This window comes from Nocardia sp. MDA0666 (genome assembly GCF_003023875.1).
In the GTDB taxonomy this organism is placed as follows: domain Bacteria; phylum Actinomycetota; class Actinomycetes; order Mycobacteriales; family Mycobacteriaceae; genus Nocardia; species Nocardia aobensis.
Map to the genome: position 1 here is coordinate 138,094 of NZ_PYHT01000002.1, position 16,601 is coordinate 154,694.

At 66.1% G+C, this 16,601-nt stretch carries 15 protein-coding genes and 1 pseudogene; 13 read left to right on the plus strand and 3 right to left on the minus strand.

The window, feature by feature from the left end; all coding sequences use genetic code 11:
* Positions 1-26: 26 nt before the first annotated feature.
* From C8258_RS05160 to C8258_RS05205, 10 genes are all read left to right on the plus strand, one after another.
* Positions 27-1,223 (plus strand): Rieske 2Fe-2S domain-containing protein, encoded by a 1,197-nt coding sequence (locus C8258_RS05160; RefSeq protein ID WP_106954171.1) that lies wholly within the window; start codon positions 27-29, stop codon positions 1,221-1,223.
* Between the two features lie 41 nt (positions 1,224-1,264).
* Positions 1,265-2,449, plus strand: coding sequence for an acyl-CoA dehydrogenase family protein (locus tag C8258_RS05165; RefSeq protein ID WP_106954172.1), 1,185 nt, complete (start codon positions 1,265-1,267; stop codon positions 2,447-2,449).
* Positions 2,450-2,478: 29 nt separating this feature from the next.
* The gene (locus C8258_RS05170; protein WP_106954173.1) at positions 2,479-3,420 is read left to right on the plus strand and encodes a VOC family protein; all 942 of its coding nucleotides are present in this window, start codon (positions 2,479-2,481) and stop codon (positions 3,418-3,420) included.
* 175 nt (positions 3,421-3,595) lie between these two features.
* A complete protein-coding gene (locus C8258_RS05175) occupies positions 3,596-5,221 on the plus strand; it encodes an NAD(P)/FAD-dependent oxidoreductase (RefSeq protein ID WP_106954174.1) in 1,626 nt (541 codons plus the stop codon).
* 74 nt (positions 5,222-5,295) lie between these two features.
* Positions 5,296-6,264 carry an alpha/beta hydrolase gene (locus C8258_RS05180; protein WP_106954175.1) on the plus strand — a complete coding sequence of 323 codons (969 nt, stop codon included), beginning with the start codon at positions 5,296-5,298 and terminating at the stop codon, positions 6,262-6,264.
* Between the two features lie 87 nt (positions 6,265-6,351).
* Positions 6,352-7,239 (plus strand): SDR family NAD(P)-dependent oxidoreductase, encoded by an 888-nt coding sequence (locus tag C8258_RS05185; RefSeq protein ID WP_106954176.1) that lies wholly within the window; start codon positions 6,352-6,354, stop codon positions 7,237-7,239.
* Complete coding sequence (locus C8258_RS05190) at positions 7,239-8,123, plus strand: SDR family NAD(P)-dependent oxidoreductase (protein WP_106954177.1); 885 nt, start codon at positions 7,239-7,241, stop codon at positions 8,121-8,123. The genes C8258_RS05185 and C8258_RS05190 overlap by 1 nt, the downstream gene beginning before the upstream one ends.
* Positions 8,120-10,111: an NAD(P)/FAD-dependent oxidoreductase gene (locus C8258_RS05195; RefSeq protein ID WP_106954178.1), complete on the plus strand. Its 1,992-nt coding sequence runs from the start codon at positions 8,120-8,122 to the stop codon at positions 10,109-10,111. The genes C8258_RS05190 and C8258_RS05195 overlap by 4 nt, the downstream gene beginning before the upstream one ends.
* Positions 10,108-11,313, plus strand: coding sequence for an NADH:flavin oxidoreductase (locus C8258_RS05200; protein ID WP_199195594.1), 1,206 nt, complete (start codon positions 10,108-10,110; stop codon positions 11,311-11,313). Before C8258_RS05195 ends, C8258_RS05200 begins: the two co-directional genes overlap by 4 nt.
* Complete coding sequence (locus tag C8258_RS05205) at positions 11,310-11,570, plus strand: hypothetical protein (protein ID WP_039778610.1); 261 nt, start codon at positions 11,310-11,312, stop codon at positions 11,568-11,570. The genes C8258_RS05200 and C8258_RS05205 overlap by 4 nt, the downstream gene beginning before the upstream one ends.
* Positions 11,571-11,623: 53 nt before the next feature.
* Here C8258_RS05205 and C8258_RS05210 read toward each other — a convergent pair whose 3' ends face one another.
* Entirely contained in the window at positions 11,624-12,148 is a 525-nt protein-coding gene (locus C8258_RS05210) for a nuclear transport factor 2 family protein (protein ID WP_106954179.1), read from the minus strand.
* Between the two features lie 160 nt (positions 12,149-12,308).
* On the opposite strand from C8258_RS05210, the gene C8258_RS05215 reads away from it, so the two are divergent.
* Positions 12,309-14,012: a 3-ketosteroid-delta-1-dehydrogenase gene (locus C8258_RS05215; RefSeq protein WP_106954180.1), complete on the plus strand. Its 1,704-nt coding sequence runs from the start codon at positions 12,309-12,311 to the stop codon at positions 14,010-14,012.
* Positions 14,013-14,257: 245 nt separating this feature from the next.
* Positions 14,258-14,521: pseudogene (locus C8258_RS33110) on the plus strand (flavin-dependent monooxygenase); the annotation flags it as partial.
* Between the two features lie 110 nt (positions 14,522-14,631).
* Here C8258_RS33110 and C8258_RS05225 read toward each other — a convergent pair.
* Together C8258_RS05225 and C8258_RS05230 are read right to left on the minus strand one after the other, a co-directional pair.
* The gene (locus tag C8258_RS05225; protein WP_106954181.1) at positions 14,632-14,904 is read right to left on the minus strand and encodes a ferredoxin; all 273 of its coding nucleotides are present in this window, start codon (positions 14,902-14,904) and stop codon (positions 14,632-14,634) included.
* The gene (locus C8258_RS05230) at positions 14,901-16,043 is read right to left on the minus strand and encodes a Rieske 2Fe-2S domain-containing protein (RefSeq protein ID WP_106954182.1); all 1,143 of its coding nucleotides are present in this window, start codon (positions 16,041-16,043) and stop codon (positions 14,901-14,903) included. Before C8258_RS05230 ends, C8258_RS05225 begins: the two co-directional genes overlap by 4 nt.
* A 329-nt stretch (positions 16,044-16,372) precedes the next feature.
* On the opposite strand from C8258_RS05230, the gene C8258_RS05235 reads away from it, so the two are divergent.
* Complete coding sequence (locus C8258_RS05235) at positions 16,373-16,591, plus strand: hypothetical protein (RefSeq protein ID WP_146161168.1); 219 nt, start codon at positions 16,373-16,375, stop codon at positions 16,589-16,591.
* The last annotated feature ends 10 nt before the right edge of the window (positions 16,592-16,601 follow it).

A 16,601-nucleotide genomic window follows, 5' to 3' on the forward strand; every position in this document is an offset into this window, starting at 1 on the left:
GCAACCGTCTGACCAGGAGGTATCGTGTGAATTCCGCGACCGACGCCAAAGACAAGATCCGCGTCATCGACAGCGGTGTACCGCCGCAGCGATTCGCTCGCGGCTGGCACTGTCTGGGTCTGGTCCTCCACTTCGACGACGGGCAGCCGCACCAGATCTCGGCCTTCGGCACCGAACTGGTCGTGTTCCGCGGTGAGGATGGAAAACTCAACGTGCTCAACGCCTTCTGCCCGCACATGGGTGGAAATCTGGCCCAGGGCACGGTGAAGGGGAATGACATCGCCTGTCCGTTCCACGACTGGCGCTGGCGCGGCGACGGCAAGTGCGCGGGCATTCCCTATGCGCGGCGGGTTCCGCCGCTGGCGCGGACCAAGGCGTGGCCGACCAGGGAGATCAGCGGCCAGCTGTTCGTCTGGAACGACCCGCAGGGCCGCACACCGCCCGCCGAGCTCGAGGTGCCGGAGGTGCCGACCTATGGCGATCCGGGCTGGACGGACTGGGTCTGGAACCACGTGGACGTAGAAGGCTCGCACTGTCGCGAGATCGTCGACAACGTCGTCGACATGGCTCATTTCTTCTACGTCCACTACGGCATGCCGACGTATTTCCGCAACGTGTTCGAGGGACACACCGCGAACCAGCTGATGCGTTCACGGCCCCGCGCCGATGCCGTCGGAGTCAGTCAGAGTACCAACTACAGTCTCGAAAGCCAGTCGGACGCAACGTATTACGGACCGTCCTACATGGTGGACAAATTGTGGAGCGGAGGGGTGGATCCGGGCAGTGATCCGAATATCTACCTCATCAACTGCCACTACCCCGTCACCCCGACCTCGTTCCGGTTGCAGTACGGGGTGATGGTGCGCAAGCCGGTCGGAATGGACGACGAGGCCGCCAACCAGATCGCGGCCGCGGTCGCCAAGGGCGTGGCGATCGGCTTCGAGCAGGACGTCGAGATCTGGAAGAACAAGGCGCGCATCGACAATCCGCTGCTGTGTGAGGAGGACGGGCCCGTCTATCAGCTGCGCCGCTGGTACGAACAGTTCTACGTCGACGTCGAGGACATCAAGCCGGAAATGGTCAACCGATTCGAATTCGAGATCGATACCGAACGCGCACTGCGGAACTGGCAGGCCGAGGTGGACGCCAACCTCGCCGCCGGACGCAGTGCCATCGCCCCCAAGTTGTCGTCCGGCCGCTCGGAAGCGGTTACCGGTTCCTGAGCCAGATTCAGCCCTTCCAGCTTCGACCAGGAGTACCTCAGATGTCCTACGCAGTGCTCGACAACATCATCGCGATCGCCGACGAGATCCGCGCCGGCGCCGAAGAAGGGGAGTCGCTCGGCCGGCTGCCCGACGATATGGCCAAGGGCCTCGAGGATGCCGGACTGATCCGGCTGTTGCAGCGCAAGAAGTACAACGGTTTCGAGGCGCATCCGCGGGTGTTCGCCGAAACCGTGATGAAGACCGCCAGTATCTACGGTTCCGCCGGCTGGGTCGGCGGCATCGTCGGGGTTCATCCGTGGCAGTTGGCCTTCGCCGATCCGAAGGTGCAAGAGGAGGTCCTCGGCGCCGATGGTGACACGTGGCAGGCGTCGCCCTATATGCCCGGCGGCGTGGCGGTGCCTCGCGACGGCGGCTATGTCCTCAACGGCCGGTGGCAGTTCTCCTCCGGCACCGATCACTGCGACTGGATCTTCCTCGGCGCGCTGGTCGGAGGCGACGACGGCAAGCCCTTGATGCCGCCACAGGGCTTGCATGTGATCCTGCCCCGGTCGGACTACGAGATCGTTCCGGACTCCTGGGACGTCGTCGGATTGCGTGGCACCGGCAGCAAGGACATCATCGTCGAGGACGCGTTCGTTCCGGACTACCGGGTGATGGATTCGGCGAAGGTCATCGACGGCACGGCGGCCAAGGAGTACGGGGTCACCGAGACGCTGTACAAGATGCCGTGGTCCACCATGTTCCCCCTGGGCATCACGTCGGCGACGATCGGTATCTGCGAAGGACTCCTGGCCGCCGGGATCGACTATCAGCGCGACCGGGTCGGCGCGGCGGGCACACTCGTCAAGGACGACCCCTATGTGCTGCACGCACTTGCGGAGTCCGCGTCGGAGATCGATGCCGCCCGCCAGCAGCTGCTGGCCAACGTCGACCGCATCTACGACATGGTCGACGCCGGCGAGGAAATCGACTTCGAGACCCGGGCGAGGGTGCGGCGCGACCAGGTGCGTGCGGCCTGGCGTGCGGTCCGTGCCGCCGACGAGATCTTCGACCGGGCCGGCGGCAACGCCCTTCGGATGGACAAGCCCTTGCAGCGGTTCTGGCGGGACGCACATGCCGGCCTGCATCACGCGATCCACGTCAGCAGCACCACCTATCACGCGGCGGCGATGGCCTCGCTGGGTGTCGAGGTGCCGCAGGGCCCGCTTCGCGTGATGATCTGACCCGTTTCCGGAAAGGAACACCTGCACCGATGACCGAAATCAAGGGACTCGGATACGTCCGAGTGCTCGCCACCGATATCGAGCGCTGGCGCGAATTGGGTTTCGACGTATTGGGATTCGCTCCCGGCTTCGGAGTCGAGGCCGATGCGCTGCACTTCCGGATGGACGAGCGGCCCGCGCGCATCACCGTGGAGCATGCCGAGGTCGACCGTGTGAGCGCGGTCGGCTGGGAGGTCCGCGACGGCGCCGCGCTGCGGCGGTTGGCCGCGACGGTGGAAGCGGCCGGATTCGAGTGCACGCCCATGTCGCAGGAGCTGGCCGATCGGCGCAAGGTCGAGGCGGGCTTCTGCATGGAGGACCCCGGCGGCACGCCGCTCGAGTTCTTCCACGGGCCGGTGCTGGAACACAGTCCGGTGCTGACGAAGTACCGCCAGCGCTTCATCACCGAGGCGCAGGGCCTCGGGCATGTCGTCATGCCGACCACCCACTTCGAAGAGTCCTACACCTTCTACACCGAAACGCTGGGTTTCCTGCCGCGGGGCGCCTTCCGGATGCCATCGCCGCCGGATGCGCCGCCCCAGCGGATCCGGTTCCTCGGTGTGAACCAGCGCCATCACAGCCTGGCGATCATGCCGAGCCTGGAGGGCCGAGACCCCGGTCTGATCCACGTGATGGTCGAAGTGGACGAACTGGATGCGGTAGGACGCGCCTACGACCAGGTGATGGCCCGCGACTTCCCGGTGTCCTCCACGCTGGGCCGGCACACCAACGACAAGATGGTGTCGTTCTACGTGCGGGTGCCCGGCGGCTGGGATATCGAGTACGGCACCGGCGGCGTACTGGTCGACGAGACCTACTACACCGCCGAGGAGATCACCGCCGACAGCTACTGGGGCCACGAATGGATGTGGGCCCGGCAGCTGAAGGAGGCTCAGCAGGCCGAAGCGCAGCAGGCGTCCGCCGCCGTATGACGGGCAGCGACCGGCGTCGCGACAGGCGTGCGCTGGTCGATGTCGCGCACGTCGATCCCACTCAGCGGTGTTGCGGGCCCGGCCGGCCCGCTGGGTGGGAACGCGTCGTTTCCGGGGGAAGTACGCCACTTACGGTGTGGCTCAATCGATCACCTCTTCGAGGGAAGTGAATCCAGTGACAAATCAGGACAGCGATTTCGACGCCGTGGTCGTCGGGGCGGGGATCTCCGGGCTCTACGCGGTGTACAAACTGCGCAGGCGCGGCATGCGCGTGCACGGCTTCGAATCCGCCGAGGGCGTGGGCGGAACGTGGTACCACAACCGATACCCGGGTGCACGCTGTGATGTCGAAAGTATCGACTACTCATACTCTTTCGACGACGAACTGCAGCAGGAGTGGACCTGGTCGGAACGGTTCGCCACCCAGGCGGAGATCCTGCGCTATCTCGAACACGTCGCCGACCGGCACGATCTGCGCTCGGCCTACGACTTCCTCACTCGGGTGACCGCGACCGTCTACGACGAGCGGACCCAGCGCTGGACCATCTCCACCGACACCGGCCGCACCGTGACCGCGCGCTTCTGCATTCTGGCGACCGGGGTGTTGTCGGCGACGAACAAGCCCGACATCCCGGGCCGCGACACCTTCGCCGGGGAGAGCTACCACACCGGCGAATGGCCGCACGATCCGGTTGATTTCACGGGTAAGCGGATCGGCGTCATCGGCACCGGCTCCTCGGGCATTCAGGCCATCCCGGTGCTCGCCGAGCAGGCCGAACACCTGTATGTCTTCCAGCGCACCCCGAACTATTCGATTCCGGCGGGCAATCGGCCACTGGACCCGGACTTCGTGGCCGAGGTGAAGGCCAACTACTCCGAACGGCGGCGACTGTCGCGCAGCAGCGGTGGCGGCACCCCCAACAGCCCGCACCCGAAGGGGGCGCTCGAGGTCGACCCCGCGGAGCGGACCAGGATCTACGACGAATGGTGGCAGCGCGGCGGCTATCTGTTCGCCAAGGCCTTCCCGGACCAGACGACGAGCCTGGCCGCCAACGACACCGCACGCGAGTACGTCGAGGCGAAGATCCGCGAGATGGTGCGCGATCCGCAGGTCGCCGATCAGCTGATTCCGAACGACCATCCGATCGGCACCAAGCGGATCGTCACCGACGACGGCTATTTCCACACCTACAACCGCGACAACGTCACTCTGGTGAATTTGCGCAACACCCCGATTGCCGAGATCACCGAGACCGGTGTCCGTACGACCGAGGCGTCCTACGACCTCGACGTGCTGATATTCGCCACCGGGTTCGACGCGATGACCGGTTCGCTGGCGCGCATCGACATCCGCGGCCGCGGCGGCCGGGAGCTGCGCGAGGAGTGGGCCGCGGGGCCGCGTACCTACCTCGGGCTGGCAGTGGCCGGATTCCCGAACATGTTCATTCTCGCCGGGCCCGGAAGTCCCAGCGTGCTGGCCAATATGGTGTTGATGGCCGAACAGCACGTCGACTGGATCAGCGACTGCCTGGACTACCTCGACGAGCACGGTTTCACCACGATCGAGGCCGATGAGGAATCGGTCGGCGAATGGGTGACCGAGTGCAACGAGGTCGCCGCGCGCACGTTGTTCCCCACTGCCAACTCCTGGTACATGGGCGCCAACATTCCCGGCAAGCCTCGCGTTTTCATGCCCTACATCGGTGGTTTCGGCAAATACAACGAGATCTGCGCGGAGGTCGCCGCGGCCGGCTACAAGGGCTTCGAACTGAACGGCGGCCCTGCCCCGGCCGCCTCCTGATTCCGGCCGCAACTCCGCGAACGGCGTGAGCGTGCCGTCGCGTACCCATCGAACGAAGTAAGGACGTGGTCCCTATGGACGGACAACGACGGTCCGACCTGCATCCGGAGGTCGAGGCGATGCTCTCGGCGCTGGAATCGTTCCCGGACGTCACCCAGCACGACCCCGCCGAATTGCGCGAGATCATCGCGTCGCGGCGGGCTCCCCTGACACATCTGCCCGCCATGCGCGTGGCCGAGGACCGGGTGATCGCGGGTCCCGGCGGAGACCTGGCGCTGCGTGTGTACGTGCCGGAAATCGATGTGCCGAAACAGATTCCGGTGGTCGTGTTCGCTCACGGCGGTGGATTCGTCTTCTGCGATCTCGACAGTCACGACGAGTTCTGCCGATCGATGGCGCAAGCGGTCGGTGTCGCCGTGGTGTCGGTGGACTACCGGCGTGCCCCCGAGCATCCCGGCCCCGCGGCGATGGAGGACATGTACGCCGCGGTGCAGTGGACCGCGGCCCATGCCGGCGAATTCGGTTCTGACGCAAGGCGTCTCGTCGTCACCGGCGACAGCGCCGGCGGCAATCTGGCGGCGACGGTGAGCCTGGCCGCGCGCGATCGCGGCGGCCCGCCTATCACGGGGCAGGTCCTGCTCTATCCGGTGATCGACGACGATTTCGGCACCGAGTCCTACCGGCGCTACGGTGAGGGGTACTACAACACCACCACGGCCATGCGCTGGTACTGGCAGCAGTACGCGCCGCACGGCACCGGCAGTCCGTACCTGGTGCCGAGCCGGGCCGAGTCCCTGGCCGGATTGCCGCCGGCGGTGGTGGCCACCGCCGAATTGGACCCGCCGTGCACGGCCGGTGAGGATTACGCCCGCCGTCTCGCCGACGCCGGTGTCGCGGTGACCTCCCACCGCTTCGACGGGCTGTTCCACGGATTTCTGACCTTCCCGAGCCTGTCGCTGACCGAGCCCGCGCGCCAGCGACTTTGGCACATGATGCGTGAGCTTCTCGTCTCGGTGAACGTCCCCGATTCACTGTCCCATTGAGCGGAAGCAGTGGCCGAGCGTGACGGTCCGTCGGCCCACGATGGATCGCGGGTGTGAACCCGGACACAGCGAATGCGGAAGGTAAGCATGATACAGCGACTCAGTGGCAAGAAGGCCCTGGTCACCGGCAGTAGTCGCGGAATCGGACGGGCGATCGCGCAGCGTCTGGCGGCGGAGGGCGCGACGGTGGTGGTCACCGCGCGCTCGCATGCGCCGAGCCCCTCGGTGCGTGCGGGCGCAACCCATCTGCTTGCCGGTTCGCTGGACGAAACCGTGCAGTTGATCGAGGCCGCGGGTGGCCGCGCGGTGGCGATCCCCGCCGACCTGGAGGACGCCGGACAACGCGGCGGACTGGTCGACAAGGTCGTCGCGGAACTCGGCGGCATCGACATCCTGGTCAACAACGCCGGTTTCGCCGATTACAGCTCGATCGAGCAGATGAGCGACGCGACGTTCCACCGGACCGTGCAGCACTATCTCGAAGTGCCGTTCGTACTCAGCCGTGCGGCGATTCCCCATCTGCGCAAACAGGGGGCCGGCTGGATCGTCAACATCGGTTCCTCGACCGGACTGACTCCGATCCGGCCCTTCCGGGAGTACAACAAGACCTCCGGCGATGTCGTCTACGCCTCGGCCAAGGCCGCACTGCACCGCTTCACCCAAGGCCTGGCGGCGGAGTTGCTCGACGACGGGATCGCGGTCAACGCGGTCGGCCCGTCGACGGCGATCATGACTCCGGGTGCGTCGGCACTGCTGCCCGAGGGGTACGACACCGAGCCGGTGGAGTACCTGGCGCAAACCGTGCTCGAGATGTGCACGGCGCCGGCGGCTGAGCGCACCGGCCTGGTCGCCTTCAGCCTCCATTACCCCTATGCGACGCACACTCCGGTGATGTCGCTGGACGGCAGCACCGAATTGCCGCGCCGAGAACCACCTTCGTGGGCGAACCCCAACATTCAGCCGGAGGGCGTGTGATGACCACGACCGCCCGGGAACGATTCTCGCGGGGCACCGCAGTGGTGACCGGCGCGGCGGCCGGTATCGGCCGTGGCCTGGCCCAGCATCTGGGCAGCCTCGGTATGACCGTGGTCGTCGCCGATATCGACGCCGGCCGTGCCGCGGAGGTCGCGGCCGCGATCGTCGCCGAGGGCGGCACTGCCGAAGGGTACGGGGTCGACGTGGCCGACGAGGCCGCGGTCGACGCCATGGCGGCCGCGATCTTCGACCGGCACGGCAGCGTCGAACTGCTGATCAACAATGCCGGTGTGGAGTCCTCGGGACTGCTGTGGGAGATCGACCCAGCCCGGTGGCGGCGAGTGATGCAGATCAACGTCGACGGCGTCTTCTACTGCTTGAAATCCTTTGTGCCGCATATGATCCGAGTGGGCTCGCCATCGTGCATCGCGAACCTGTCCTCGGTGGGCGGCCTCAACACCGTCGCCGTGCAGTCGCCCTACATCGTGAGCAAGTTCGCGGTGCAGGCGATGACGGAATGCCTGCATCAGGATCTGTCGATCATCGGCGCACCGATCCAGGTCAGTGCCGTGGTGCCGCATTCCATCCGCAGCGAGATCTTCCTCGCGGCCCAGCGCGAGGCACCCACCTCCGCCCCCACCGCCAATGCCGTGTTCGCCGCGATGCAGCGCGACAATGTCGACAAGGGACTCGACCCGCTCGCCGCGGCCGAGCACATGATCGAGCAGATCGCCCGCGGGCAGTTCTGGGTCTTCTCCGACGACGAGATGTGCACAGCCTCGGCGACCAGGCGTGGTGAACAACTGCTGAATCTGCGCCCGCCCGCGAATCCACGAGACATGCTCGCCCGGATGGGCGTGCCACTCCCGGAAGGTAACTCATGACAGACACCATCGTCACCGGCGTAGCAGCCTCCTCCGACGCTACCGCTGCCGCCGACCGAGAGGCCGCATTCCACCGGGCGATCGACGAGTGCGAGGTGGCGCCGCTGCTCATGTCGATGGTGCACGTAACCGGTGATCTGGGACTGCTCGACGAATTCGGTCCGCGCCTGACGATCGAGGAGCCGGGCAATCACTACCGCACCGGCACGCGTCCGACGGTCCCGCCGGGCACCTACCCCGACGACGTCGCCGCGGACATCCGTGCCCGCGCGCGCGAGGTCTTGACGCCGGATTCGGTTGCAGCCCTGGATGTTCCGGACGACGAGCTGTTCCAACGCATGGCGACGGTCTGCACCGCGCAGCGGGTGGACGCCGAATTCGTGCCGATTCTGCTGGAACAGGCCGGATTCACCAAGGACCGGCGCCACGTCCCGGTGACGGTCACCCCGCCCGCCGACTTCGACGTCGTCGTGATCGGCGCCGGAATCGTCGGCATCAACGCCGGAATCAAGTTGGCGGAGGCCGGTTTTCCGTTCGTCATCTTCGAGGAACGCGACGATATCGGCGGTACCTGGCAGCGCAACACCTATCCCGGCGCGGCCGTGGACACCCCGAGTCACTACTACTCCTACTCGTTCGAGCTGAACCCGAACTGGTCGCGGTATTACCCGACCGGACCGGAATATCAGGACTATCTGCTCGGTGTGGTCGAGAAATACCGGCTGCGCGAGCACATCCGATTCGGCACCCGCGTCCGCTCGGCCACCTGGCTCGAGCAGGAGAACCGCTGGGAGGTCGTCACCGAGGATCGCGACGGTGAGCTGACCCATCACCGCGCCCGCGCCGTGATCACCGCGCTCGGCATGCTCAATGCCCCCAACATTCCGGATGTGCCGGGAATGGACACCTTCGCCGGGACGCTCGTGCACACCGCCGAATGGGATACCGAGATCGATCTGCGCGGCAAGCGCGTGGTCGTTCTCGGTACCGGCTGCACCTCGGTGCAGGTCGTCGCGAGCATCGTGGACGAGGTCGACACCCTCGACGTGGTCGTGCGCAGTCCGCACTGGCTGGTCCCGGAGAAGACGGTCGGCGGCGACGTCCCGGCCGGCGAGAAGTGGGCGATGGCCCATCTGCCCTTCTACGACAAGTGGTTCCGGTTGCGCACCTACTGGTTCGCCTCCGACAACCTGTACCCGCTGCCGCGTATCGACAAGGAATGGGCAGCCACCGACCTGTCCGCGTCGCCGGCCAACGACATGGTCCTGCGCACCGCACAGGAGTATCTGCGTAACAGCTTCCCGGACCGGCCGGACCTGGTCGAAAAGCTGACCCCCGATTTCCGCCCCTACGCGAAGCGGATCGTCAAGGACCCCGGATTCTTCAAGGCGCTGAATCGTGAACATGTGCACCTGCACCGGGCCTCGTTCGAGCGGATCACACCCGACGGTGTCGTAACCACCGAGGGCGCCGTCATTCCCGCCGACGTGATCATCCTCGCGACCGGATTCGAACTCCAGTTCACCACCACGATCGACATCGCCGGCCGCGACGGCGCGACCCTGGCCCAGATCTGGAAGGGCGGCGAGGACCCGCGGGCGTACTTGGGAGTGCAGGTTTCCGGATTCCCGAACCTGTTCATCACCGCCGGGCCGAACTCCGCGCCCAATCACGGTGCGGGACACAACATCACCGGCGAGGAGCAGGTCCACTACATCATCGAGTGCCTGCAGTACCTGCTCGAGAACGATCATGCCGCGATGGACGTCGACCAGCAGGCGCAGGACGAGTACAACGAGCGCGTCGACGAGGCGCTCGACGAGACCGTGTGGGTGCATCCCGGTGCACAGGTCAACGGGTACTACCGCAATTCCGCGGGCCGTGCGGTCGTGCCGTGCCCGTGGCGGCTGGTCGACTACTGGACCATGCTGCGGGCACCGCACCCCGAGGATCTGACCTTCCTGCCGCATCGAAAGGCGCTGTCGTGACTGTGAATCCGATTCCCGATCCGATTCCCGATGTTCTCGCTCCGGCTCGGCTGGGTCCGGTGTTGCTGCGTAACCGCACCATCAAATCCGCGACCTTCGAGCACATGGCCCCGGGTGCGCTGGTCAGCGATCAGCTCATCGACTTCCACCGGCAGGTCGCCGCCGGGGGAGTCGGGATGACGACGGTCGCCTATTGCGCGGTGGCGCCGGAAGGGCGCACCGAGGCCGATCAGATCTGGATGCGCGACGAGGCGGTGCCCGGCCTGCGCCGGCTCACCGACGCCGTCCATGCCGAGGGGGCGGCGGCGTCGGCCCAGATCGGTCACGCCGGGCCGGTGGCGAACGCCAAATCGAATGGCTACCCGGCGTTGTGCGCGTCGCGGCGGATCAGCCCGATGGGTCCGCAGGTCACCCATGCCGCGACACTCGCCGATATCGCCCGGATCCGCACCGCCCACGGCACCGCAACCCGGCTGGCGATCGAATCGGGATTCGACGCCGTCGAAATCCACTTCGGGCACAACTATTTCGCGAGTTCGTTCCTGAGTCCGGCCCTGAACCGGCGCAAGGATTCCTACGGTGGCTCCCTGCGCAATCGCGCCCGCCTCGTTCGCGAGGTCGCCGCCGAGGTGCGCGAAGCCGCCGGCGACCGGATCGCGGTACTGGCCAAACTGAACATGGACGACGGAGTGCCGGGCGGGTTCTGGCTCGACGAGGCGATCCAGGTCGCGCAGTGGCTGGAAGCCGACGGCAGTCTGGACGCCATCGAACTCACCATCGGCAGTTCGCTGCTGAATCCGATGTATCTGTTCAAAGGCGAGGCACCGCTGAACGAATTCGCCGCGGTCATGTCGCCGCTGATGCGGTTCGGCGTGAAGGTTGCGGGCAAATTCTTCCTGCACGACTATCCGTACGAAGATCTGTTCATGCTCGACGCGGCGCGCCAGATCCGTGCGAACGTCTCGATGCCGCTCGTGTTGCTGGGCGGAATCACCGACAAGTCCGCTATGGACACCGCGATGGCCGAGGGATTCGAATTCGTCGCGAGGGCGCGCGCCCTACTGCGCGAGCCGGATCTGATCAACCGGATCGCGAAGGATCACCAGACGAAGTCGTTGTGCATCCACTGCAACAAATGCATGCCGACGATCTTCTACGACACGCACTGCGTATTGGCCACACCGCAAGCGGCCCCGCGATGACCATGCGTCCGCTCGACTGTGAGCAGTGCGGCCAACGCGTGCTGATCGAGAAGTTCAGTGCGGCACACACGTCGGTTCAGTGGACCGGTGAGGCCGGGCGGTGCCCGGTGATCGCAGCTCAGGGCCGGGGTGTGGGGCATCAGGAACGCGGCTGCGATGTCCTGCGCCGACGGATCGACCGCGCGGTGCGCGAACACGCCCTGCCGGAATCCAGAATTCAGCTGCCGACCGGTGACGATATCCCGCGGCTGCACTGAGAGACGCGCGCCGGGTGAGCCCGCGACTACGCGGGCGCATCCGGCTTGAGCGCTTACGAGACGGAGTCCGGTTCTGCTGCGGGCAGCGCCTGTTTGCACCATGCCAGCTCGGCCTCGCTGAGAGTACCGAGTTCCATGGCACGCCGGCACCACTCGGGAACGAGCCGGACGAATTCGGCGGGATCGTAGATGTCCTCCTCCTTGGAGAACTTTCCGTTCCCGGCGTAGGTGAGAATGCTGATGTTGTCGGCGCCCATCTGCGAGCCGTCACCCGGATCGCGCATCAGATTGTTCAGCTTCACCACGATCACGCCGTTGACGTCGTCGATCAGATGCCAATAATCGGGAAACGAGGTCATCGCGGAACCCGGAAACTGCGCGAGGGTCGGCTCGGCCCAGGCCCAGATGGCGTCGGGTCCTTTCAGAACTCCGACCATTTGCTCGTGATATTCGGCGTCGGGGGTGAACAGGTCGACGAATTCGCGCCAGCTGCCCGCGCCCGAGGCCGCGCGAGTGACCGTCGCATGCCAGGTCTGAAACGCCGATTCCAGTTCTTCTCTGTTCCACGTATTACTCATGCCCGGACGCTAACCGGGCACCGGCCGGTGCGGCAGAACCCGTTTCCGCTCAGCGGAATTCGCGGGCTCTCCCACTGAATGGAAGACCAGCTTCGACTGCCGTTCGCGCAAATCTAGGTTGGGGAAATCCGTCCCACCCCTGAGAGTGGAGTTTCGAATCATGGCGAAGAAGCCGATGCCCCCGCTCACGACCGCCCACGAGGTGACCGTCGACCTACTGGTCGTCGGTTCCGGCACCGGTATGGCCGCGGCGCTGGCGGCCCACGAACAGGGGCTGTCGAGTGTGATCGTCGAGAAGACCGCTTATGTGGGTGGTTCGACCGCGCGGTCCGGTGGTGCGTTCTGGATTCCGGGCAACTCCAGCCTCCCCGATTCGGACCCTGATCTGGCCGAGGCGCGAGCCTATCTGCGGTCGGTCGTCGGTGAAACCGCACCTGCCGAGCGAGGGCAGGCTTTCCTCGATGCCGGTGCCGCGGCGGTCGAGATGCTCGAGCGGACCACGCCGATGCGATTCTTCTGGGCGAAGGGCTATTCGGACTACCACCCGGAAGAGCCCGGCGGGCGGGCGGAAGGCCGGACCTGTGAATGCCGCCCGTTCGATGCCTCGATTCTGGGTGAGCAGCGTCCGCGCCTGCGTCCCGGCGTCATGGAGGCCCCGGTGCCGATGCCGGTCACCGGCGCGGACTACAAGTGGATGAATCTTGTTGCGCGCAAACCGATCAAGGCGTTCTCGCGCATTCTGCGGCGGGCGGCCCTCGGTATCGGCGGCATGGTGATCGGGCGCGAATATCTGGCCGGGGGGCAGGCCTTGGCAGCGGGTCTGTTCGCGGGCGTACTACGGGCCGGCATTCCCGTGTGGACCGAGACCAGCCTGGTCCGGCTGATCCGTGAGGGTGACCGCGTCGCCGGCGCGGTGGTGCGCCAAGGTGAGCGTGAGGTCACGGTGACGGCGCGTCGAGGGGTGGTGCTGGCCGCCGGAGGCTTCGATCACGATATGGCCGCACGGCACAAATTCCAGTCGCCGCGGCTCGACGACGACGCCAGTCTGGGATCCGAGGGCAACACCGGTGACGCCATCACCGTGGCCCAAGAACTCGGTGCCTGGACCGCCCTGATGGATCAGGCATGGTGGTTCCCCGCGTTCGCGCCACTGCCCGGCGCGGCGCCGCTGGTCATGCTCGCCGAACGCTCGCTGCCCGGCTCGTTCGTCGTCGACCAGACCGGCCGGCGCTTCGTGAACGAGGCGATGGACTACATGTCGTTCGGACAGGCGCTGCTGGCGCGGGAGCGGCGAGGAGATCCGGCCGAACAGATGTGGCTGGTCTTCGATCAGCGCTACCGCAACAACTACATCCTTGCGGGACAGTACTTTCCCCGTCAGCCCCTGCCGCAGGCCTGGTTCGAGGCCGGTATCGCCCATCGCGCCGACGATCCCGCGGCGCTGGCACGGGCCATCGGGGTCCCCGAGGACGCGTTCACCGAGACGTTCCAGAATATGAACCGCTACGCCGAGACCGGAACAGATCCGGAGTTCGCGCGCGGAGCCAGCGCCTACGACCGCTACTACGGCGATCCCACCGTGACGCCGAACCCGAATCTCGCACCGCTGCGGAAAGCCCCGTACTACGCGGTCAAGATGATCCTCAGCGACCTGGGCACGTGCGGCGGTGTCGTCGCCGACCGGGACGCGCGCGTGCTGCGTGAAGACGGCGGTGTGATCGAAGGGCTGTACGCGATCGGCAACACCGCCGCGAACGCCTTCGGCGCCAGCTACCCCGGCGCCGGGGCGACGATCGGCCAGGGCCTGGTCTTCGGATACATCGCCGCACGCCACGCCGCAGGGGAGACGACCGAGTCGGCCTAGCCGCCCACCTCACCGGGGGCCGTCGAATGCAGTGGCCCTCGGTGAGCTGTTTTGCGGCGGGTTGCCATCGGTCCGTGATTTCTGTTCCGCTGATTGAGATTTCGTGGTTGCGAATCCGATGGCGGGTTCTACCGTCGTCGGCACCGAGACGATCGAACGCGACGGCACGAGCAGGACGCGTGCGGAGCTCGGGACCACACGACGGGGTGTCCGCTGCGGGGGAGCGTCCGAGATCAGGAGAACGCTTCCGTCTGTTGCAGCCCAAGCGTTATGGCGGTCTCGAGCGCAATCCGGCTGAACTCTACGAATCCGTGCGCGCCATCGCGGGTGCCTGTCCGTCGACCGGCTGGGTCGCGTCGGTGCTGGGCATACACCCCTGGCAGATCTCACTGTTCGAGGAGCGAGCGCAGGACGACGTGTGGAAGGCCGCTCCGGATGCACTGGTGTCGTCGTCGTACGCGCCGACCGGCGAACTCGTCGAAGTCGAAGGCGGGTACCGGCTGTCGGGATGCGGGCGTGTACCGAAGACCTTCGGCGCTTGCGCTGTTGTGACCGGCACGCGTGCGGAATCCGGGCACCGTTGGTCGCGACGGTGCCCGGATTCGTATCCTAGGTGCGTTCAGCCCGGCGGCGCTTCGTCGAGCACCGGTAGTTCACCGGTTCGCGCTGCCGCCCAGATGGATTCACGCAATTGCGAGCAGTGCGGTAGCGGCTTGCCCGACAGCGCCTCGGCGGTGTGGCGTTCCACGCAGGCCGCAGCGGACGCGGCATCCCACTGGATGCTGGTTTGTGCCCGGCTGCTCTTGCGTGCCAGCACGCGGGCGCCGCACTGGGCGCAGTGCACCGGCCGCATCGGGGTCGCGCGCAGCCGCTCGTCCATCGGGAGCGTCATGAGGGCGCTCCGGCGGATTCGGTACCGCGGGCGAGATTCGCCTGGACCTCCCGCTGCCACGCCTCGAGCGGCCGGGTGGTGTCGAGTTCGAATTCGAATCGGTCGACCATTTCCGGGGCCACCTCGGCGGCGTCGACGTAGAACTGCTGGTACCAGCGCCGCAACTGATATACCGGGCCGTCCTCCTCGCACAGCAGCGGATTGTCGATGCGCGCCTTACGCTTCCAGATCGCGACATCCTGCTCGAAACCGATCTTCACCCAATCGCCCAGCGCCACCGCGGTCGCGATGGCCTCGTCCTCGGGCAGCCCCTCGGACTTTTCGACGATGATTCCGTACTGCAGTACGAACGAATTCTCGTCGATCGGGTAGTGGCAGTTGAGCAGAACCGTCTTGTAGTCGCCGTTCTCGTAGTGATAGACGAGGTCGTCGATCATGAAGGAGGGACCGTAATACGACGCGACCGACGTCGTCCCCAGCAAGGCGGGCTGTCCCTCGGGGCCCGGAAGATCCGCCCGCGCGCCACTCTCGAAGTACTGAGTGGCGATATGCCCTTCGAAGACGTTTTTGAAGTAGGTCGGCAGCGAGCCGTGGATATAGAAGAAGTGGGCCATATCCACGACGTTGTCGACGATCTCGCGGCAGTTGGTATGGACGACTGTGGTGTACCAGTGCCAGTCGGTCCAGGAATCGCTGCCGGCACCTTCTATCCGCGGGATCGTGACCTCGGCCGGCGGCGGGTTGCCCTCGGGGTCGTTCCAGACGAACAGCATCCCGTCCTGCTCGAGGGTGGTCCAGGTGCGGGTACGGGCCAGTGGGGGCACCCGCCGGGCATAGGGGATCTGTTTGCAGCGGCCGTCCCCTCCCCACCGCCAGTCGTGGAACGGACAAGCGATCTCATTACCCTTGACCTCGCCGTCGGACAAATCACCGCCCATGTGCCGGCAGTAGGCGTCGAGGACGTTCAGTTTCCCGTCCTCGCCGCGGAAGACGACCAGCTTCGTTCCGAACGCCTGAATCGAATGCGGTCTGCCGTCGGCGAAATCTTTGCTCAACCCCAGGCAGTGCCAGCCTCGTGCGAACCGCTTCGGCGCGGCTTCGGCTTCGATCCGGCGTACCTCATCGTGCACCGTTGTCATCTCGACCGTCCTCCAAACCTGTCTGTGTGGAAGCAGGCTGAATGTCCGCGGTCGCGGACCACTCCCACGCGTAAACCGTTGTAACACCGAGGTTCCCGGTCATGATCGGACGAATTTCACTGGATGGAATTAGTCCCCGGGAAATGATCTGTGCCTCATCGCCCCGGCCGGATGCGTGTACCACCGCGACCCGGTCGGACAGGTGATCGAGCTGGTGGACCGCGGTGTGGCACAACGCTTGTCGGCCCCGCGCGCCGCTGCCGCGCACCTCGGGTCCCAGGACGAGGGGGCGGTACTAGATGGGTGAGGGTGAGCAGAGGAGGGTCACGATGCCGATCGCGGTGAGCGACGCGCGAGTTCACGAGATACTCAACTACTTCGGCAAATGCCCGGACTGTGGGTACGCCGCGCGAGGGGCGATCATCGCGACCAGGTACGTCGACGGCAGTATGGACAGCCGAGTCGTCGCTACCTGTGACTCGCCCTGCGGATGGTCGGGGCCGGCCGATGGCTCCTTGATGACCGGAACGAATGCGGTGCTTGCCTGAGAACCCGTAG

Coding starts and splice junctions, on each gene's coding strand:
- C8258_RS05185 (WP_106954176.1), top strand. CDS start 6,352: ATGATACAGCGACTCAGTGGCAAGAAGGCCCTGGTCACCGGCAGTAGT.
- C8258_RS05235 (WP_146161168.1), top strand. CDS start 16,373: ATGCCGATCGCGGTGAGCGACGCGCGAGTTCACGAGATACTCAACTAC.
- C8258_RS05170 (WP_106954173.1), top strand. CDS start 2,479: ATGACCGAAATCAAGGGACTCGGATACGTCCGAGTGCTCGCCACCGAT.
- C8258_RS05195 (WP_106954178.1), top strand. CDS start 8,120: ATGACAGACACCATCGTCACCGGCGTAGCAGCCTCCTCCGACGCTACC.
- C8258_RS05205 (WP_039778610.1), top strand. CDS start 11,310: ATGACCATGCGTCCGCTCGACTGTGAGCAGTGCGGCCAACGCGTGCTG.
- C8258_RS05180 (WP_106954175.1), top strand. CDS start 5,296: ATGGACGGACAACGACGGTCCGACCTGCATCCGGAGGTCGAGGCGATG.
- C8258_RS05190 (WP_106954177.1), top strand. CDS start 7,239: ATGACCACGACCGCCCGGGAACGATTCTCGCGGGGCACCGCAGTGGTG.
- C8258_RS05225 (WP_106954181.1), bottom strand. CDS start 14,904: ATGACGCTCCCGATGGACGAGCGGCTGCGCGCGACCCCGATGCGGCCG.
- C8258_RS05210 (WP_106954179.1), bottom strand. CDS start 12,148: ATGAGTAATACGTGGAACAGAGAAGAACTGGAATCGGCGTTTCAGACC.
- C8258_RS05215 (WP_106954180.1), top strand. CDS start 12,309: ATGGCGAAGAAGCCGATGCCCCCGCTCACGACCGCCCACGAGGTGACC.
- C8258_RS05165 (WP_106954172.1), top strand. CDS start 1,265: ATGTCCTACGCAGTGCTCGACAACATCATCGCGATCGCCGACGAGATC.
- C8258_RS05230 (WP_106954182.1), bottom strand. CDS start 16,043: ATGACAACGGTGCACGATGAGGTACGCCGGATCGAAGCCGAAGCCGCG.